Below are 21,402 nucleotides of genomic sequence, written 5' to 3'. Positions count from 1 at the left end.
CGCCTTTCACCGTCCCGCCGTCCGGCCGAACTCCCGGTCGATGAAGTCGAAGACCTCATCGGTCGAGGCGGATCGGATCCGCTGTTCCACTTCCTCGTCCTCCGGAGCCGTCCGGCGGTCGTTCCACCGCGCGAGGACGGTCCGCAGCCGCCGGGCGACCTCGCCGTCGTCGTCGACGGAGAGCGCCGAGAGGGCGGCGGCCAGCCGGTCGAGGTCGTCCAGCACGCCGTGGAGCGCGTCCGGGGCGGCGGGGACCACCTCCGCGCGGACGTACGCGGCGAGCGCGGCCGGGTCCGGATGGTCGAACATCGCCGTGGCCGGCAGCCGCAGCCCGGTGACCGCCGACAGCCGGTCCCGGAGCTCCACGGCGGCCAGGGAGTCCATGCCGAGCTCGGTGAACGGCCGTACGGGGTCGACCGCGCCGGCGTCGGCGTGCCCGAGCACGGTGGCGACGTGGGTACGGACGACGTCCAGCACCAGGCGGTCGCGGTCGGCCTCCGGCAGGCCGGCCAGCCGCTCGGCGAGCGACGGGCCGCCGGACGGGGCGGCCCCCCGGGAGGGAGTGCGCAGCAGGCCGCGCAGCACCTCGGACGGCATCGCCTCCCCGGCACGGCCGCGCAGCGCCGCGAGGTCCAGGCGAGCCGGGATCAGAGTCGGCCGCCCGGCGGCCAGCGCGGCGTCGAACAGGCCGAGTCCCTCCTCGACGGTCAGCGGGGTGATGCCCGCCCGCCCGAGCCGGTCCCGCTGCGCGTCCTCCAGCCGGTCGGCCATGCCCTCGCCCGCCGCCCACGCGCCCCAGGCCAGGGACACGGCGGGTAGGCCGGCGGCGCGCCGGTGCTCGGCGAGGGCGTCCAGGTACGCGTTGGCCGCGGCGTAGTTCGCCTGGCCGGGCGCTCCGACGCTTCCCGCGAGCGAGGAGAACAGCACGAACGCAGAGAGCTCCCGATGGCGCGTGAGCTCGTGCAGGTTCCAGGCGGCGTCGGCCTTCGGCCGCAGCACGCGGTCCAGCCGGTCCGGGGTGAGCCCGGCGAGCGTGGCGTCGTCCGTTACGCCGGCGGCGTGCACCACGGCGGTCAGCGGCCGGTCCGCGGGGATCGCCTCCAGCAGGGCGGCGAGGGCGTCGCGGTCGGCCGCGTCGCACCGGACGGCCTCGGCGTGCGCGCCCAGGCCGGTCAGCTCGGCGATGAGTTTCTCCGCACCCGGCGCCCCGGCTCCACGCCGGCCCGCGAGCAGCAGGTGCCGTACGCCGTGTTCGGTCACGAGGTGGCGGGCGACCCGCCGGCCCAGCGCTCCCGTGCCGCCGACGACCAGCACGGTGCCGGACAGGTCCGGCGGGGCGGCCGCCGGCGGTGCAGCACGGCGCAGCCGCGGGGCGTGGATCCGGCCGCCGCGCAGGGCAACCTGCGGCTCGTCGTCGGCGAGCGCGGCGGGGAGGGAGGACAGGTCGTCGTCGGCGTCCACGAGGACGAACCGCCCGGCCGCCTCCGACTGCGCGGACCTCACCAGGCCCCACACCGCGGCGTGCGCCAGGTCCCCGGCGCCGGCGTCCTCCGGTACGGCCACCGCGCCGCGCGTCAGCACGGCGAGGCGGGATCCGGCGAACCGGCCGTCGGCGAGCCACGCGCGGGCCAGCTCCAGCACCTGCCCCGTCACGGCGCGGACCGCGGCGGGATCGTCGCCGCCCGGGGGACAGGCGGCGACGACCACGTCCGGCGCGGCCGTCCCGGCGTCGACCGCGGCGGCCAGGGCGGCGAGGTCGGGGTAGGTCCCGGCCGGGTGGAGCGCGGCCGGCGCGTCGGCGCCGAGCACCGCCCAGCGCGACACGGCGCCGGCGGAACCGGCGGGTCGTACGGGCCAGTCCACCTGGTACAGCGAGTCCCGTACGGCGAGCCGGCCGGCGGTGACCGGCTGGAACGCCAGGCCGCCGACGACGGCCACCGTCGCCCCGATGGTGTCGGAGAGCGTCACCGTGACCCCGCCTTGCGGCGTGGGCGACAGCGCGACGCGTACGACGGGCGGCACGGCGGCGTGCAGGGCGACGTCGCTCCAGGCGAACGGCAGCAGCACCGTCCCCTCGTCCATCTCACCGGCCAGCGCGAGCGGGTGCAGCGCGGCGTCGAGCAGCGCCGGGTGAACCGCGAACCCGTCGCCCTGCCCCGCACCGTCCGGCAGGCGCACCTCCGCGAAGAGGTCCTCCCCGCGCCGCCAGGCGGCCTGGACGCCACGGAACGCCGGGCCGTAGGCGAACCCGGAGGCGCCGAGGTGGTCGTACAGCTCTTCCGCCGGGACCGGCTCCGCGTCCGCGGGCGGCCAGGCCGTCGCCCCGGCCGGGGCGTCCGGCGACACGGAGCCGGTGAGCAGGCCGGTGGCGTGACGGGTCCACTCCCCGGGCTCCTCGTCGTCGTGCCGCGAGTGGACGCGCAGGCGGCGCGCACCGGTCTCGTCCGGCTCCTCGACGACGACCTGCAGCCGTACGCCCCCGTTCTCCGGGACGACGAGCGGCGCCTCCAGCGTCAGTTCCCGTACGCCGCCGGCGCCCAGCTCGCGCGCGGCGGTCAGCGCCAGCTCCAGGTACGCCGTGCCGGGCAGCAGGACCGTGCCCGCGACGGCGTGGTCGGCCAGCCACGGGTCGTCCCGCAGCGACAGCCGGCCGGCGAACAGGAGCCCGCCGCCGTCCGCGAGCTCGACCCCGGCGCCGACCCAGGGGTGACCGCCGGTGCCGCCCGCGCGTTCCGTCGCGGCCAGCCAGTACCGCTGGTGCTGGAAGGCGTACGTCGGGAGCGGCACGCGCCGGCCGCCCGCCTCCGCCGTGACGGCGGACCAGTCCGGCGCGTGGCCGCGTACGTGCGCCACGGCCAGCGCCGACAGGAGCGTACGGACCTCCGGCCGTCCCCGGCGCAGCGTCGGGGTGAACCCGGCGTCCCGGCCGGCGAGGCATTCGCGGGCCTGCGCGGTGAGGGTGGTGTCGGGGCCGAGTTCGAGGTAGGTGGTGGTGCCGGCGGTGTGGAGGGCTTGGATGCCGTCGGCGTAGCGGACGGTGTCGCGGAGGTGCCGTGTCCAGTAGTCGGGGTTGAAGTCGGTGTGGGGTGTGCCGGTGAGGTTGGAGATGAGGGGGATGGTCGGTTGGTGGTGGGTGATGTCTTCGATGGCCTGTCTGAGTCGGTCGAGGAGGGGTTCGGTGTGGGGGGAGTGGAAGGCGCCGGAGACGTTGAGTCGTTTGGTGTTGCGGCCTTTGGCCGTGAAGTGGTCGGCGATGTTGTGGATGGTGTTTCGGTCGCCGGAGATGACGGTGGAGGTGGGGCTGTTGAGCGCTGCGATGGAGACGTCGTCGGTGAGGTGGGGGGTGATTTCGTCTTCGGTGGCCTGGATGGCGGTCATGCCGCCGGTGGCGGGGAGGTTCTGCATGAGCGTGCCGCGGGTGGTGATGAGTTTCGCGGCGTCGGGGAGGGTGAGGACGCCTGCTGCGTGGGCGGCGGAGATCTCGCCGATGGAGTGGCCGATGAGGAGGTCGGGGGTGACGCCGAGGCTTTGGAGGAGGCGGAACAGGGCGGTGTGGACGGCGAAGAGCGTGGCCTGGGCGTAGAGGGTCTGGTCCAGCAGCTCCGGATCGGCGAGGGCCTCCTTCAACGGCGTGCCCAGGTGGGGATCCAGGTGGGCGCACGCCTCGTCGAAGGTCTCGGCGTAGGCGGGGAAGGCCTCATACAGCTCGAGCCCCATGCCGGGGCGCTGGCCGCCCTGACCGCTGAACAGGAACGCCGCCTTCCCCGGCGCCTTCGCGACCGCGTGGGCGGCGTGCGGTGACGGCCGTCCCCGCACGATGGCGTCCAGGGCGTCGAGGAACTCCCGGCGTTCCTCGGCGACGACCACGGCGCGGTGCTCGAAGAAGGCCCGCCCGGTCAGCAGTGAGTGCGCCATGTCCGCGGAGGCGATGTCGTGGGAGGCGAGGTGCCGGTGCAGCCGTCCGGCCTGCGCGCGCAGGGCCGCGTCGCTCTTGGCGGAGATCACCCAGGGCAGCGGCCGGTCCGGCCGCGCCGCCGGGGCGTGGGCGTCCGTGGCCGGCACCGCCTCGATGATCGTGTGGACGTTCGTGCCGGAGATGCCGAAGGAGGAGACGGCCGCGCGGCGGGGACGGCCGTCGTCGGGCCACGGGGCCGGCTCGGCCAGCAGGGAGATCGCGCCGGTCGTCCAGTCGACGTGCGGCGACGGCTCGTCGGCGTGCAGGGTGCGCGGCAGTGTCTCGTGCCGCATGGCCTGGACCATCTTGATGATCCCGGCGACGCCGGCGGCGGCCTGGGTGTGGCCGATGTTGGATTTGATCGACCCCAGCCGCAGTGGCCGGTCGGCGGGCCGGTTCCGCCCGTACGTGGCGAGGAGGGCGTCGGCCTCGATGGGGTCGCCGAGGGTGGTTCCGGTGCCGTGGGCCTCGACCACGTCGACGTCGGCGGGGTCGAGGCCGGCGTTGGCGAGGGCCTGGCGGATGACGCGTTGCTGGGAGGGCCCGTTCGGCGCGGTCAGGCCGTTCGAGGCACCGTCCTGGTTGACCGCCGACCCGCGCACCCGCGCGAGCACGGGGTGCCCGTTGCGCTCGGCGTCGGACAGCCGCTCGACCAGGATGAGGCCGGCACCCTCGGCGAAACCGGTGCCGTCGGCCGCGGCGGCGAACGGCTTACAACGCCCGTCGGGTGCGAGCCCCCGCTGCCGGCTGAACTCCCGGAAGATGCTCGGCGTGGCCATGACCGTGACGCCGCCGGCGAGCGCGAGGTCGCACTCGCCGCTCCGCAGGGCCTGGCAGGCCTGGTGAAGCGCCACGAGGGAGGAGGAGCAGGCGGTGTCGACGGTGACCGCCGGGCCCTCCAGACCGAGGACGTACGCGACCCGGCCCGACGCGACGCTGGAGGTGTTCCCGGTCATGAGGTAGCCCTCGAGGTCCTCGGGGATCCCCGAGGACCGTGACGCGTACTCCTGCGAGACCAGTCCCGCGAACACGCCCGTACGGCTGCCGCGCAGGCCGGTCGGGTCGAGGCCGGCGCGTTCGAGGGTCTCCCAGGCGACCTCCAGCAGCAGGCGCTGCTGCGGGTCGGTGGCGAGCGCCTCACGCGGGCTCATCCCGAAGAACTCCGGGTCGAAGTCGGCCGCGTCGTGCAGGAACCCGCCGTGCCGCGTGTACGACGTGCCGGCCGCGCTCGGGTCGGGGTCGTACAGGCGCCCCAGGTCCCAGCCGCGGTCGGCGGGGAACTCCGAGATCGCGTCGGTGCCGCCCGCGAGCAGCTCCCACAGGTCTTCGGGGGAACGCACGCCGCCGGGGAAGCGGCAGCCCATCGCCACGATCGCGATCGGCTCCTCCGTCGCGGTGCCCGCCGTCACCGGGGCGGCGGGCGCGTCCCGGCCCAGCAGTTCGGCGCGCAGGTGCCGGGCGAGCGCCTCCGGCGTGGGGTGGTCGAAGATCAGCGCGGGGGACAGCCGCAGCCCGACGGCCGGCCCGAGGCGGTTGCGCAGCTCGACGGCCGTGAGGGAGTCGAAGCCGAGCTCCTTGAAGGGCCGGTCGGTCTCGATGGCCTCCGGCGTCGTGTGTCCCAGGACGGCGGCGGCGCCGGCGCGGATCAGGTCGAGGAGCGTCTGGTGCTGGTCGGCCTCGGACCGTCCGGCCAGGCGGTGGGCGAGCGACGCCGTGCCCGCCACGGCGCGCCGCGCCGGGGCACGGACCAGCTCGCGCAGCAGCGCGGGAAGGTCGCCGCCGGCGGCCTGGGCGCGCAACGCGGACAGGTCCATCGGCGCCGGTACTACGACGGCGCGCGGGCCGGCGAAGGCGGCGTCGAACAGCTCCAGGCCCTCCTCCGGTGCCATCGGGATGAGGCCGCCGCGCCCGATGCGGGCGACGTCGCCCTCGTCCAGGTGGCCGGTCAGCCCGGTGGCCTGCGCCCAGTACCCCCAGGCCAGGGAGGTGGCGGGCAGCCCGCCGACGCGACGGCGCTGCGCGAGGGCGTCGAGGAAGGCGTTGGCGGCGGCGTAGTTCGCCTGGCCCGGGGCGCCGGTCGTCGCGGCGAAGGAGGAGAACAGGCAGAAGGACGCCAGGTCGGCGTCCGCGGTCAGCTCGTGCAGGTTCCAGGCCGCGTCGACCTTCGGGCGCAGCACCCGTTCCAGGCGCTCGGGGGTGAGCGCCTCGACCAGGCCGTCGTCGAGGACGCCCGCGCTGTGCACGACGGCGGTCAGCGGGTGAACGGCCGGGATCGCGTCGATCAGCCGGGCCAGGGCGGCACGGTCGGCGGCGTCGCAGGCGGCGACCGTGACCGTGGCGCCGAGCCCGGTCAGCTCGTCGCGCAGGTCCGCGGCGCCGGGCGCGTCCGGCCCCTGGCGGCCGGTCAGCAGCAGATGCCGGATCCCGTACCGGGTGACGAGGTGGCGCGCGACGTGGCCGCCGATCACGCCGGTGCCGCCGGTGATGAGGACGGTGCCCTCGGGGTCCGGCGGCCGGGGGATGGTCAGCACCAGCTTCCCCGCGTGCCGGGCCTGGCCGAAAAAGCGGAGCGCCTCCGGTGCCTCCCGCACGTCCCAGGCCCGTACGGGCAGCGGCGTGAGCGCCCCGCTCTCGAACAGCGGGAGCAGCTCCCCGAACATCCGCGCGATGGCGTCCGGCTCGACCGCGGTCAGCTCGAAGGCGTGGTAGGCGACCCCGGGGTGGTCCTCGGCGACCTGGCCGGCCTCGCGAAGCTCGGCGACGCCGAGCTCGACGAAGCGCCCGCCCTCCGGCAGCAGCCGCAGCGAGGCGTCGATGAGGTCGCCGGTCAGGGAGTTCAGGACGACGTCGACCGGGCCGAACCGCTGCTCGAAGCCGGTCGTACGGGACGAGGCGAGGTGCGCGTCGTCCAGCCCGAGCGAGCGCAGGGCGTCCCACTTTCCGGGGCTGGCGGTCCCGTACACGGTGGCGCCCCAGTGCCGGGCGAGCTGTACGGCGGCCATGCCGACGCCGCCCGCCGCCGAGTGCACGAGCACCGACTCCCCCCGCCGGAGCCCGGCGACGCCCGCGAGCCCGTACAGCGCGGTGAGGAACGCGACCGGTGTGCCGGCGGCCTGCGCGAAGGACCAGCCGGCCGGTACGGAGACGAGGAGCCGCTCGTCGGTGTCGGCGGACGGCCCGATCCCGCCGGAGAACAGGCCCATGACCCGGTCGCCCGGCGCGAACCGGGTCACGCCCGGCCCGACCTCGGCGACCACACCGGCGCCCTCGTAGCCCAGGCGCTCCCCGGCGGGGAGCACGCCCAGGGTGATGAGCACGTCACGGAAGTTGAGCCCGTTCGCGCGCATCGCGACGCGCACGTGCCCGGCGGGGAGCGGGCCGTCCGGCTCCGCCGTTGCCACGCAGTGGACGCCGTCCAGCGTGCCGCTTCCCGTGGACGCCAGCCGCCAGGCCGTTCCCTCCGGCGGGCGCAGTGACGCGCGGTCGCCCGCCCGCGCCAGCCGCGGTACGTGGAGCGCGCCGGCCCGTACCGCGAGCTGCGGTTCGTCCAGAGCCAGGGCCGCGGCGACCGTGCCCGGCGACGTGTCTCCCTCGTCCACGTCGAGCAGCACGAACCGGCCGGGATGCTCCGCCTGGGCGGCCCGGACCAGGCCCCAGACGGCGGATGCGGCGAGGTCGGTCACGGGTTCGCCGGAGTGGGTAGCCACCGCGCCGCGGGTGACGACGACGAGCCGGGAACCCGCGCAGCGCTCGTCGGCCAGCCAGTCCCGCACCACGCCCAGCACCGCGCGTACGGCCTCGTGGGTCTCCGCCGCGCCGGCGCCGGGCCGTCCCGCGCTCGGCAGGAGTACGACGCCGGGCACCGCGTCCAGCGCGGCCGGGCCGCCGTGCGCGGTCGCCGGGAGGGGACCGGCCGGACCGAGGCCGGCCACGCCGAGGACCGCCCAGTCCTCGCCCGCCGCCGCGTCCGGCGCGGGCACCGTGGTCCAGTCGACGGCGAACATCGCGTCCCGCCGCCCGGGGCTCGTCAGCCGGTCCGCGGAGACCGGCCGGAAGGTCAGCGCGCCGACCTGGGCCACCGGCGCTCCCGAGGCGTCGGCGACGCTCAGCGCGACGGCGTCGGGGCCGGCCGGGGACAGGCGTACCCGCAGCCGCGTCGCGCCGGACGCCCGCAGCGACACCCCGGACCAGGAGAACGGCAGCCGTACCCGGCCGTCGTCGCCGGTCCGTTCGAGCGCCGCCGCCGCGTGCAGCGCCGCGTCCAGCAGCGCCGGGTGCATGCCGTACCCGGTGACGTCGGTCTCCTCCGGCAGCGCGACCTCGGCGTAGACGTCCTCGCCGGACCGCCACGCGGAGCGCAGCCCCTGGAAGGCCGGGCCGTAGTCGTAACCGCGCTCGGTGAGCCGCGCGTACAGGTCCTTCACGTCGACCGGTTCGGCGTTCGGTGGAGGCCAGGCGGTCAGGGCCTCCACCGGCTCCGCCGTGCCGCCCAGGGACCCGGTGGCGTGTGCCTCCCACGACCGGCCGTCCTCGCCGGCGGAGTAGATGCCGAAGCCGCCCTCCTGGTCGACCACGACCTGGACCCGTACGGCGTCGTCGCCGGGCAGGACGAGCGGGCTCCGCAGGGTCAGCTCCTCCACCCGGTCGTGGCCGAGGCGGCCGGCGACCGCCAGCGCCATCTCGACGAAGGCCGTGCCCGGCAGCAGGACCGTGCCCATGACGGCGTGGTCGGCCGGCCAGCGGTGGGTTCCGGTGGACAGCAGGCCGGTGAACACCGTCGTTCCGCCGTCCGCGACCGGCACCGCCGTGCGCAGCAGCGGATGGCCGGTGCCCTCCAGCCCCAGGCCCGCGGCGTCGGCGGTCGCCTCACTGGCCAGCCAGTAGCTCTGGCGCTGGAACGGATAAGTGGGCAGTGCGGTGTGCGCGCCACGGGCGCGAGGGAGGTACGGCGTCCAGTCGACCGGGACGCCGTGGACGTGCAGGTGGGCCAGGGCGGTCACCAGCTGCGGCCGGGCGGGCTTGTCGCGTCGGAGCGTGCCCAGCGTGAGAACGGAGACGCCGGCGTCGGCGGCGGTCTGCTCGATGCCGTGCGTCGTGACCGGGTGCGGGCTGATTTCGTGGAAGATCCGGTGGCCGGTGGTGAGGAGGTGTTCGGTGGTTTTTTGGAATTGGACGGTGTTGCGGAGGTTGTCGTACCAGTAGGTGGGGGTGAGTTGGGTGGTGTCGAGTTGTTCGCCGGTGACGGTGGAGTGGAAGGGGATTTTGGCGGGTTGTGGGGTGATGTTGTTGAGGGTGGTGAGGAGTTGGTGGTGGAGGGGTTCGATGTGGGGGGAGTGTGAGGCGTAGTCGACGGGGATGCGGCGGGCGTTGATGTCGTGGTTTTTGTAGTGGTGGAGGAGGTGTTCGAGGGGTTGGGTGTCGCCGGAGATGACGGTGGTGTGGGGTCCGTTGATGGCGGCGATGGTGAGGTCGGGGTAGTCGGTGAGGTGTTCGGTGACCTCGGCCGCCGAGAGCGGTATGGAGGCCATTCCGCCGTGGCCGGTGATGTGGGTGAGTGCTTGGCTGCGGAGGGCGATGATGCGTGCGGCGTCGTCGAGGGTGAGGGCGCCGGCGATGTGGGCGGCGGCTATTTCTCCTTGGGAGTGGCCGATGACGGCGTCGGGGTGGTGTCCCTGGGAGCGCCAGAGTTCGGCGAGGGAGACCATCAGGGCGAACAGCGTCGGCTGGATGATGTCGACGCGTTGGGGTGTGTCGCCGTGGAGGACGTCGATGAGGGACCAGTCGGTGTACGGGGCGAGGGCGTCGGCGCAGGCGGTGAGGGTGGTGGTGAAGGCGGGGGAGTCTTTCAGCAGGTCCAGGCCCATGCCCCGCCACTGCGAGCCTTGACCGGGGAACACCCACACCGTCCCGCCCGGCTCGGCGGACGCCCGGCCCTGGACGAGTTCCGGGTGCGGGTCGCCCTGGCTCAGCGCGGTGAGGGCCTCGGCGAAGGCCCCGCGGCCGGAGGCGGTGACGACGGCGCGGTGCTCGAAGGTCGTACGGGCGGTCAGCGCGCGCGCGACGTCGGCGACGTCCGGCTCGGGGTGAGCGTCGACGTGCGCGCGCAGGCGTCGTGCCTGGTCCCGCAGTGCGGCTTCGGTCTTGGCCGAGATCAGCGAGGGCACGGGATCCGGTGTGCCGGGCTCCGGTGTGCCGGGCTCCGGCTCGGCGGGCTCGGGGGCGGGCGGCTGTTCGAGGATCAGGTGCCCGTTCGTCCCGCTGATGCCGAACGCCGACACGGCCGCGCGCCGCGGGTGGCCGTTCTCGGCCCAGGACGTCGCCTCGGTGAGCAGCGCGACCGCGCCCGTGGACCAGTCGACGTGCGGGGAGGGGGCGTCGACGTGCAGCGACGGCGGCAGCGTCCCGTGCCGCATCGCCAGGACCATCTTGATGATCCCGGCGACGCCGGCGGCGGCCTGGGTGTGGCCGATGTTGGATTTGATCGAGCCGAGCCGCAGTGGCCGGTCGGACGGCCGGTCCTTCCCGTACGTGGCGAGTAGTGCCTGGGCCTCGATGGGGTCGCCGAGGGTGGTTCCGGTGCCGTGGGCCTCGACGGCGTCGACGTCGATGGGGTCGAGGTCGGCGTTGGCGAGGGCCTGGCGGATGACGCGCTGCTGGGAGGGTCCGTTGGGCGCGGTCAGGCCGTTCGAGGCGCCGTCCTGGTTGATCGCGGATCCGCGGATCAGCGCCAGGACCGGGTGCCCGTTGCGCCGGGCGTCTGAGAGCCGCTCGACCAGCAGCAGCCCGGCGCCCTCGCCCCAGCCGGTGCCGTCGGCCGCCGCGGCGAACGGCTTGCACCGCCCGTCCGGCGCCAGCCCGCGCTGGCGGCTGAACTCGACGAACGCGAGAGGCGTGGCCATCACCGAGACGCCGCCGGCCAGCGCCAGGTCGCACTCGCCGTTCCGCAGCGACTGGCAGGCCTGGTGCACCGCCACCAGCGACGACGAACACGCCGTGTCGACCGTGACCGCCGGACCCTCCAGGCCCATGACGTACGCGACCCGTCCCGACGCGACGGCGGTCAGCGTCCCCGTCATGATGTAGCCCTCGAAGCCCTCCGCGCTCTGGGCGTAGTTCTGGTTGATCACCCCGGCGTAGACGCCCGTACGCGTGCCCCGCAGCGCGGCGGGGTCGATGCCGGCGCGTTCGACGGTCTCCCAGGCGACCTCCAGCAGCAGCCGCTGCTGGGGGTCGGTGGCGAGCGCCTCGCGCGGGCTCATCTCGAAGAAGGCGGGGTCGAACCGGTCGGCCCCGTCGAGGAAACCGCCCTCCGGTGTGAAGGGCGTCCCGGACCGGTCCGGATCGGCGTCGTACAGGTCGCCGGTCCGCCAGCCCCGGTCCGTGGGGAACGGGCCGATCGCGTCCGTGCCGGAGGCCAGCAGCTCCCACAGCTCTTCCGGGGACGTCACGGCGCCGGGGTAGCGGCAGCCCATCGCGACGATGGCGATCGGCTCGCGGGCCTTGTCCTCCGCCTCCCTCAGCCGCCGGCGTACGGTCCGCAGGTCGGCCGTCGCCCGCTTGAGGTAGTCGCGCAGCCGGTCCTCAGTCTCCATCACACGCCTCCGAGTTCGTCGTCGAGGGCGGCGAACAGTTCGTCGTCGGTCGCCGATCGCAGGTCGTCGGTGTCCTCTCCGGCGTCGGCTCGCTGCCACTGCCGGATGATCCGTTCCAGCCGCGCGGTGACCTCGGACCGCAGCTCCTCATCGGGCGGCGTACCGGCGAGAGACGCCGCGAGCCGGTCGAGGTCGGCGAGCACCGGATGCGTGTCCCCGGCGGACCGCAGCTCCTCGTCGAGGTACCGGATCACGGCCGCGGGTTTCGGGTGGTCGAAGACCAGCGTGGTCGGCAGGCTCAGCCCGGTCGCGGAGCCGAGCCGGTTGCGCAGTTCCACCGCGGTGAGCGAGTCGAAGCCGAGCTCCTTGAAGGCGCGCTCGACGTCGACCTCCTCGGGTGCGGCGTAGTCGAGCACGGCGGCGACGTGGCCGCGGACCAGGCGCAGCAGCCGCGCTGCGCGTTCGTCGTCGGGCAGCGTGGCCAGCTCGTGCGCGAGCGACTCCGCCGGTACCACCGCCGACGCCGTTGACCTGACCGGCGGGCGGATCAGGCTCCGGAGCAGCGGTGGCACCATGGCCGCCGCGTCGACGCCGGCGCGCATCCGGCGCAGGTCCAGGCGTACCGGGACGAGCACCGGCTGGTCCGCGTCGTGAGCCGCGTCGAACAGGGTTAGGCCCTCGTCGGACCGGATCGGCGCGATGCCGCCGCGCGTCATCCGCGCGAGGTCGGACTCGGTCAGGTGCCCGGTGATGCCGGTCACCTGTTCCCAGTAGCCCCACGCCAGCGACATCGCCGGCAGCCCCTGGGCCCGCCGGTGCCAGGCCAGCGCGTCGAGGAAGGCGTTGGCCGCGGCGTAGTTGCCCTGCCCAGGCGACCCGAGCGCGGCGGAGGCGGAGGAGAAGAGCACGAACGAGCCGATGTCGAGCTCACGGGTGAGTTCGTGCAGGTGCCACGCGGCGTCCGCCTTCGGGCGCAGTACGGAGTCCAGGTGCTCGCTCGTCAGCGAGTCGACGGTGCCGTCCCCGATGACGCCGGCGGCGTGGATCACGGTGGTCAGCGGGCGGTCGGACGGGATCGAGGCGAGCAGGCCGGAGAGGGCCTCGCGGTCCGCCGTGTCGCACGACGCGATGGCGACCTCCGCGCCGAGCGCCGTGAGGTCGCGCTCCAACTCCGCGGCGCCCTCGGCGGAGGGCCCGCGCCGGCTCGTCAGCAGGAGGCGGCGGGCGCCGCCGGCGGCGAGGTGGCGGGCGAGCATCCCGCCGAGCACGCCCGTACCGCCGGTGATCAGCACGGTCCCCTCCGGGTCCGGGCCGGATGGGAAGGTCAGCACGATCTTGCCGACGTGGCGGGCCTGGAGCAGGTACCGGACCGCCTCGGGCGTGCGCCGCACGTCCCAGGCGGTGACCGGCAACGGGTCGAGGGCGCCCTTCTCGAACAGCGCCGCCAGCTCGCGGAAGATCTCCTGGGTCCGTCCGGGCCCCGCGTCGGCGAGGTCGTACGCCCGGTAGTCCACGCCCGCGTGGCCGGCCGCGACCGCCTCGGGGTCCCTGATGTCCGTCTTGCCCATCTCCACGAACCGGCCGCCGGTCGGCAGCAGCCGCAGGGAGGCGTCGACGAACTCTCCGGCGAGGGAGTTCAGCACCACGTCCACCGACGGGAAGCGGCTCGCGAACTCCAGGTCGCGGGAGGAGGCGATGCGGGAGTCGCCGAACCCCTGCCCGCGCAGGACCTCCCACTTGCCCGGCGAGGCGGTGCCGTACACGTCCGCGCCCCAGTGCCGGGCCAGCCGGGTGGCGGCCATGCCGACGCCGCCCGCGGCGGCGTGCACCAGCACGGACTCGCCGGCGCGGAGGCCGGCGAGGTCGCGCAGGCCGTAGTAGGCGGTGAGGTAGACGATCGGGGTGGCCGCGGCCTGGGCGAACGTCCACCCGGCCGGGATCGGCACCAGCCCGCGGACGTCGGCCACCGCGACCGGCCCCACGCCGTCGGGGATCAGGCCCATGACCCGGTCCCCGACGGCGTACTCGCCGGCTTCGGGACCGACCTCAAGGACCACGCCCGCGCCCTCGCCGCACAGCTCCCGTGTGTCCTGGACCAGCCCCAGGACGATCATCACGTCGCGGAAGTTCAGCCCGGCCGCGCGCATGCCGATCCGGACCTCGCCGGGCCGCAGCGGGCGCAGCCCCTCGGGGTGGGGGAGCAGGGTGAGGTTGTCCACGGTGCCCGGACCGGTCATGCCGAGCCGCCACACGCCGGAGTCCGGCGGCGTCAGCGTACGGTCGCCGTCCGCGCGGGCCAGCCGCAGCGCGTACACGGAGCCGTCGCGGACCGCGAGCTGCGGCTCGTCCACGGCCAGGGCCGCCACGACATCGTCGGTACGGTCCACGTCCACCAGGACGAACCGGTGCGGGTTCTCCACCTGGGCGGAGCGCATCAGGCCCCACACCGCGGCGTGCGCGAGGTCCGTGACGCCCTCCCCGTGCCGGGTGGCGACCGCGCCCCGCGTGACGAGGACGAGCCGCACCCCGGCGAGCCGATCGTCGGCGAGCCACTCCTGGACCAGCCGCAGCACGCGGCCGGTCGCCGTACGCGCCGCCTCCGGCGGGTCGTCCGCGTCCGGGGGAGCGCACGGCACGATCACTGCGGCGGGCGGCCGTTCGCCCGCGTCGAGGGCCTCCCGCAGTGCGGCCAGGCCGGCGTACGCGCGCGGCCCGTCCGCGCCGGAGAACGGGGTGCCGAGGACCGCCAGGTCGGGCGGCGGCGTCGTGCCGGTGACGGGCACCCAGTCGAGCCGGAACAGGGAGTCGCCGCTCTGGGCGGTGGCGAGCTGCTCGGCGGAGACCGGCCGTACGGCGAGCGTGCCGGACAGGACCGGACTCCCGTCCGCGTCGACCGCGTTCAGGGCCAGCCGGCCGTCGCCCGGAGTGAGCCGCACTCGCAGGGCCGCCGACCCGGTGGCGTACACCCGCAGGTCCGACCAGGCGAACGGCAGCGCGGTCTCGTCCGCCTCCAGCACCAGCGCGTGCAGCGCGGCGTCGAGCAGTGCGGGGTGCACGCTGTAGCCCGCGGCCTCCGCCACCCGCTCGTCGGGCAGCCGGACCTCGGCGAAGACCTCGTCGCCCGCCCGCCACGCGGCGCGCAGCCCGCGGAAGGCCGGGCCGTAGTCGTATCCGCGCGCCGCCATCCGCTCGTACGCTCCGGTGAGGTCGACCGGGGCCGCCTCCTTCGGTGGCCAGGCGCCGACCTCGCCGACCTCGCCGGGCCGCCCGTCGTCGGCGCCGGACAGGACGCCGGAGGCGTGCCGCGTCCACGCTCTCTGCGGGTCGCCGTCCGGCCGGGCGGAGATCACGATGGACCGCCGTCCGTCATCGTCCGTGCCGTCCACCGCCGCCTGGAGTTGCACCCCGCCCTCGTCCGGGAGCACCAGCGGAGCCTCGATCAGGAGTTCGTCGACTCGCGGGCAGCCGGCCTCCGCGCCCGCGCGCAGAGCCAGTTCGGCGAAGGCCGTGCCCGGCAGCAGGACCGCGTTCATCACCGCGTGGTCCGGCAGCCAGGTCTGCACACCGGGGGACAGCCGCCCGGTGAGCACGTGTCCGCCGCCGTCCGCGACCGCCACGGCCGCGCCGACCAGCGGGTGACCGGTGCTCGCCTGGCCGAGATCGGCGGGGTCGAGTGCGGCCGGCGGCGGGTCGAGCCAGAAGGGCCGGTCCTGGAACGGGTACGTGGGGAGGCCGACACCGGCGCGAGGGCGGCCGGGCACCTGCGGGCCCCAGTCCACCGAGTTGCCGTGGACGTGCAGCCGGGCGAGGCCCGAGAGCAGCTCCTTGCGCGCGGGCCGGTCCCGTTTGAGGGTGTGGACGGTGACGGCCCGGCCTCCGGCGGCCTCCTCGATCGCGACGGTGAGGACCGGGTGCAGGCTGATCTCGTGGAAGACGCCGTGGCCGGCGTCGAGGAGGCCCGCGACCGTCTCGTGGAACCGGACGGTCTCGCGCAGGTTGTCGTACCAGTAGTCGGGGGTCAGCTCCGTGGTGTCGAGCCGCGCGGCGGTGACGGTGGAGTGGAAGGGGACGCGCGCCGCGCGGGGAGTGATGCCGGACAGGGCCGCGACGACCTCGTCGTGGACGGCCTCGACGTGCGGCGAGTGCGAGGCGTAGTCGACCGGGATCCGGCGGGCCCGCACGTCGTCGGCCTCGTAGCGCTGGAGGAGCCGGTCGAGGGCCTGGGCGTCGCCGGAGACGACGGTGCTGCCGGGGCCGTTCACGGCGGCGACGGTCAGCCCGGGATGGTCCGCCAGGTCCCCTTCGACGAGGGCGAGGGGGAGCGGGACGGAGACCATGCCGCCCCGGCCGGCGAGGGCGGTGAGCACCCGGCTGCGGAGGGCCACGACGCGCGCGGCGTCGTCGAGGGACAGCGCCCCGGCGACATGGGCGGCGGCGATCTCGCCCTGGGAGTGGCCGACCACGGCGTCGGGCCGCAGGCCGTAGGACCGCCAGAGCTCGGCGAGGGAGACCATGAGCGCGAACAGCGCGGGCTGGACGACGTCGGCGCCCTCCAGAGGCGGTGCGCCCGGCCGGCCGTGCAGCAGGTCCAGGAGGGACCAGTCGAGGTGGGGGGCCAGCGCGTCGGCGCAGTCGCCCAGCGCGCGGGTGAAGACGGAGGGGGTCTCCAGCAGGTCGAGGGCCATGCCCTGCCACTGGGAGCCCTGGCCGGGGAAGACCCACACCGTACGGCCGGGCTCGCCGGCCGCCCGTGCCTGGACGAGGTCCGGATGAGTCTCGCCCCGGCCCAGGGCGGCCAGAGCCGTGGTGAAGGTGTCCCGGTCCCCGGCGGTCACGACGGCGCGGTGCTCGAAGGTGGTTCGGGCGGTCAGCGCGTGGGCGACGTCGGCGACCTCCAGGCCCGGATCGTCCCGCAGCCGGTCGTGGAGCCGCCGCGCCTGCTCCCGCAGGGCGGGCTCGGTCTTCGCCGACAGCGGCCACGGCACGACCACCGGTCCCGCGCCGGCCGTCGGCCGCTCGCCGGTCGCGTCGTCGGCCGGGCTTGCGCCGGACGCGGGTTCCGGCGGCTCGGGCGCGGGCGGCTGCTCCAGGATCAGATGGCCGTTCGTCCCGCTGACGCCGAAGCCCGAGACGCCCGCCCGGCGCGGGTGGCCGTTCTCCGGCCAGGGCACCGGCTCGGTCAGCAGCGACACCGCGCCCTCGCCCCAGTCGACCTTCGGCGAGGGCTCGTCCACGTGCAGCGTCCTGGGCAGCGTCTCGTGCCGCATCGCGAAGATCATCTTGATGATCCCGGCGACACCGGCCGCGGCCTGCGCGTGCCCGATGTTGGACTTGACCGACCCCAGGTACAGCGGCCGGCCGTCGGGCCGGTCCTGCCCGTACGTGGCGAGCAGCGCCTGCGCCTCGATCGGGTCGCCCAGCGCCGTACCCGTCCCGTGGCCCTCCACCACGTCGACCTGGTCGGCTTGCAACTGCGCGTTGGCGAGGGCCTGGCGGATGACGCGCTGCTGGGCCGGGCCGTTCGGCGCGGTGATGCCGTTGCTCGCGCCGTCCTGGTTGACGGCCGAGCCCCGGATCAGCGCCAGGATCGGATGCCCGTTGCGCCGCGCGTCCGAGAGCCGCTCGACCAGCAGCAGCCCGGCGCCCTCACCCCACCCGACGCCGTCGGCCGCGGCGGCGAACGCCTTGCAGCGGCCGTCCGGCGCCAGGCCACGCTGCCGGCTGAACTCCAGGAACGCGATCGGCGTGGACATGACGGCGACGCCGCCGGCCAGCGCCAGATCGCAGTCCCGCTGCCGTAAGGCCTGGCACGCCTGGTGGAGCGCGACGAGCGAGGACGAGCAGGCCGTGTCGATGGTGACCGCGGGCCCCTCCAGCCCGTAGGTGTACGCGAGTCGCCCGGAGGCGATGCTCCCGGCGCTGCCGTCGAACGCGGCGAGCCCCGCCGCCCCCCGGTACATCAGCCGTGCGCCGTAGTCGTTGTACATCACTCCGACGAACACGCCGGTCAGGCTGCCGCGCAGCGACTCCGGGTCGATGCCCGCGCGTTCGAAGGCCTCCCACGAGGTCTTCAGCAGCAGCCGCTGCTGCGGGTCGGTGGACAGGGCCTCACGGGGGCTGATGCCGAAGAACTCCGGGTCGAAGTGGTCCGCGTCCCGCAGGAAGCCGCCCTCTCGGGTGTAGAACCTGCCGACCACGCCGGGCTCGGGGTCGTACAGCTCCTCGACGTTCCAGCCGCGCCCGTCCGGGATGGGGCCGACGGCGTCGGCGCCGCCGGCCACGACGTCCCACAGGTCCTCCGGCGACTGGACCCCGCCCGGATAGCGGCAGCCGATGCCGACGATGGCGATCGGCTCCCGCGCGACCTCGGCGAGCTGCCGGTTCTGCTGCCGCAGGCGTTCGTTCTCCTTCAAGGAAGCGCGGAGCGCTTCGACGACCTGTTCGGCGGATGCGGTCATATCGGGCTCCACACTTCAGACCTGGTTGTTTTCGAGGGCCAGTTTGATCAGGCTGTCCGTGTCCATCGCGTCGATCGACGCCGTCTCGGCCACCGGCGCCTCGGCGTGGCCCGCGAGCCGTAGGAGCGCGTCCATCAGCCCCGAGTCCCTGAGACGGCCCAGCGGAATCGAGGACAGGACCTCGCGGATCCGGCCCTCACCGGAGTCGTCCGGCGCGACCTTGCCGGTTACGTACGCGGCGAGGGCCGCCGGGCTGGGGTGGTCGAAGATGAGGGTGGCGGGCAGCCGTAGCCCGGTGGCCGCCGTCAGCCGGTTCCGCAGCTCCACGGCCGTGAGCGAGTCGAACCCGAGCTCCTTGAACGGGCGTTTCGCGTCGACGGCCGCGGTGCCGTCGACGCCCAGCACCGCGGCGACCGTCGTACGGACCAGGTCGAGGACGTACGCGTCCCGCTCCTCCTCGCTGAACCCGGACACCCGGTCGGCCAGCGGCACCGAGGCGGACGCGGCCCGGCGGACCGGTACGGCGACGAGGTCGCGCAGTACGTGCGGCAGCGCCTCACCCTGGCCGTGGAGCGCCGCCATGTTCAGGTGGGCCGGTACGAGCAGCGCGCGGTCGCGAGCCAGCGCGGCGTCGAACAGCGCCAGTCCGTCCTCGGCGGAGAGCGCGGTGACGCCGCTGCGGCTCATGCGCGCCAGCGCGGCGCCGTCGAGGCCGCCGGCCATCCCGCCGGCCTGCTCCCACAACCCCCACGCCAGGGATGTGGCGGGCAGGTCACGGGCGCGGCGGTGGTGCGCCAGCGCGTCCAGGAAGGCGTTGGCCGCGGCGTAGTTCGCCTGCCCCGGACTGCCGAACGTGCCCGCGGTCGAGGAGAACAGCACGAACTCCGACCGCGGCGTCAGCTCGTGCAGCAGCCACGCCGCGTCCGCCTTGGCCCGCAGCACGGCGTCGAGCCGCTCCGGCGTGAGCGCGGTGATGATGCCGTCGTCGAGCGTCCCGGCCGCGTGGACGACGGTCCCGACCGGCCCGTACACCGCGAGCAGCCTCTCCACGGCGGCCCGGTCGGCCATGTCGCAGGCGGCGACGGTGACCTCGGCGCCGAGCGCGGTGAGCTCGTCCCGCAGGTCCCGCGCGCCCTCGGCCGCGTCGCCGCGGCGGCTCGTGAGCACGAGGCGGTGCGCACCGTGCTCCCGTACGAGATGCCGGGCGACCGCCCCGCCGAGCACGCCCGTGCCGCCGGTGATCAGGATCGTGCCGGCGGGGTGCCGCGCCGGCTCCTCCGCGGGTTCGGCGCGGACCAGCCGCGGCACGAGCGGCGTTCCGTCGCGCAGTGCGAGCTGTGGTTCGCCGGAGGCCAGCGCCGCGGCCAGCCCGGCGATCGAGGACGCCTCGTCGTCCAGGTCGGCCAGCACGAAGCGGCCCGGCTCCTCGGCCTGGGCCGACCGCACCAGCCCCCACACCGGCGCGGCGGTCAGGTCCCGTACGTCCTCTCCGGCCCGCGCGGCGACGGCACCGCGCGTGACGACCACGAGCGGCACCGGGAGCGGATCGGCGAGCCAGCCCCGCACCAGGCCGAGGACGTCGCGCGCGGGCTCGTGCGCGCAACCGGCCCGGCGTTCGCCCGCGCCGGTGAGCACCAGGTCCGGGGCCAGCCCGGCGCCGATGGCCGCGTGGAGCGCCGCGAGGTCGGCGTAGGAGGAGACGGGCGTACCGGCGCGCCCGAGCGCCTCGGCCGGCCATGGGTCGCCCAGCACGGCCCACGTGCCGGCGGCCGGCGCGGCGGGCGTGGTCACGGGGCGCCAGGTGACGGCGAACAGCGACCGGTGCGCCGGGCCTTGGGGGTGGAGCTGGTCCGGGGTGATGGGCCGGGTGGCGAGGGCGCCGACGACGGCCACCGGCGCGCCGGTGGAGTCGGCCAGGCGCAGCGCGATGGCGCCGTCCTCACCGGCGGTGAGCCGTACGCGGAGCGCGGTGGCGCCGGTCGCGTGCAGCTCGACGCCGGTCCAGGAGAACGGCACCTGGGCCGGGCCGTCGCCGCCGTCCAGCGCGATCCCGTGCAGCGCGGCGTCGAAGAGCGCGGGGTGCAGGCCGAAACCGGCGACGTCGGCGTCCTCGGGCAGGCTCACCTCGGCGTACAGGTCCGTGCCACGCCGCCAGGCCGCCCGCAGCCCCTGGAACATCGGCCCGTACAGGTAGCCGAGACCGGCGAGCCGCTCGTACAGGTCCCCGGCCGCGACCGGCTCGGCGCCCTCCGGAGGCCAGGCGGTGAGGTCGCCGGGCGGGGCGGGCCGCGCCTCGGTGAGAGTGCCGGTCGCGTGCCGGGTCCACGGACGCGGCCCGCCGTCGTCCGCCGCCGGGCGCGACGAGACGGTGACCTCACGGCACCCGGACTCGTCCGGCGCCCCGGCCCGGACCTGCAACTGCGTGGCGGAGGACGGCGGCAGCACCAGTGGAGCCCGCAGTGTCAGCTCCTCCACACGGGGGCAGCCGGTCCGCGCGCCGGCGTGCAGTGCGAGGTCGACCAGCGCGGTGCCGGGCACGACCGGAGCGTCGAGGAGGGTGTGCTCGGCGATCCAGGGCTGGTCGTCCAGCGACAGCCGGCCGGCGAACAGCACCCCGTCGCCGTCGGACGGCACCGCGGCGGCGAGCAGCGGATGCCCGCCGGGGTCCAGCCCGAGATCGGTCGCGTCTCCCGCCGCCCGGGTGGCCTGGAGCCAGTACGGCCGGGTGTCGAAGGCGTAGGTGGGCAGGTCGGCGCGGTTCCCGTCCGGAACGAGCGCCGCCCAGTCGACGGGCGTGCCGTGGACGTACGCCTCGGCGAGGCCGCGCAGGAAGGAGAGCGCCTCGGGCCGGTCGGGGTGGAGCAGCGCCGCCAGGGCGGAGGTGTGTTCGCCGAGGCAGGTGTCGGTGAGGTTGGTGAGGGTGGTGTCGGGGCCGAGTTCGAGGTAGGTGGTGGCGCCGGCGGTGTGGAGGGCTTGGATGCCGTCGGCGTAGCGGACGGTCCCACGGAGGTGCCGCGCCCAGTAGCCGGGCCCGAAGTCGGTGTGAGGGTCTCCCGTGATGTTGGAGACGACGGGGATGGCCGGTTCGTGGTGGGCGATGTCCTCGATGGCCTGTCTGAGTCGGTCGAGGAGGGGTTCGGTGTGGGGGGAGTGGAAGGCGCCGGAGACGTTGAGTCGTTTGGTGTTGCGGCCTTTGGCCGTGAAGTGGTCGGCGATGTTGTGGATGGTGTTTCGGTCGCCGGAGATGACGGTGGAGGTGGGGCTGTTGAGCGCTGCGATGGAGACGTCGTCGGTGAGGTGGGGGGTGATTTCGTCTTCGGTGGCCTGGATGGCGGTCATGCCGCCGGTGGCGGGGAGGTTCTGCATGAGCGTGCCGCGGGTGGCGATGAGTTTCGCG

3 protein-coding genes are annotated in these 21,402 nt (G+C 75.2%); all 3 read right to left on the bottom strand.

Annotated features, from left to right (window positions below; translation table 11 throughout):
* Nucleotides 1-6: 6 nt before the first annotated feature.
* Nucleotides 7-11,547, bottom strand: coding sequence for a type I polyketide synthase (locus QWU11_RS40900; RefSeq protein WP_290119953.1), 11,541 nt, complete (start codon nucleotides 11,545-11,547; stop codon nucleotides 7-9).
* Nucleotides 11,547-18,005, bottom strand: coding sequence for a type I polyketide synthase (locus tag QWU11_RS40895; RefSeq protein ID WP_290119952.1), 6,459 nt, complete (start codon nucleotides 18,003-18,005; stop codon nucleotides 11,547-11,549). Before QWU11_RS40895 ends, QWU11_RS40900 begins: the two co-directional genes overlap by 1 nt.
* 15 nt (nucleotides 18,006-18,020) lie before the next feature.
* Nucleotides 18,021-21,402: SDR family NAD(P)-dependent oxidoreductase (locus tag QWU11_RS40890; RefSeq protein WP_290119951.1), on the bottom strand; the 3,382-nt coding region annotated here is incomplete at its 5' end.

Source organism: Actinomadura sp. DC4 (assembly GCF_030406325.1).
Lineage (GTDB): Bacteria > Actinomycetota > Actinomycetes > Streptosporangiales > Streptosporangiaceae > Actinoallomurus.
This window is presented reverse-complemented; position numbering and strand designations above follow the sequence as displayed.

Excerpts from the sequence above, each read along its gene's own strand:
- QWU11_RS40900 (WP_290119953.1), bottom strand. The coding sequence starts at position 11,547 with ATGGAGACTGAGGACCGGCTGCGCGACTACCTCAAGCGGGCGACGGCC.
- QWU11_RS40895 (WP_290119952.1), bottom strand. The coding sequence starts at position 18,005 with ATGACCGCATCCGCCGAACAGGTCGTCGAAGCGCTCCGCGCTTCCTTG.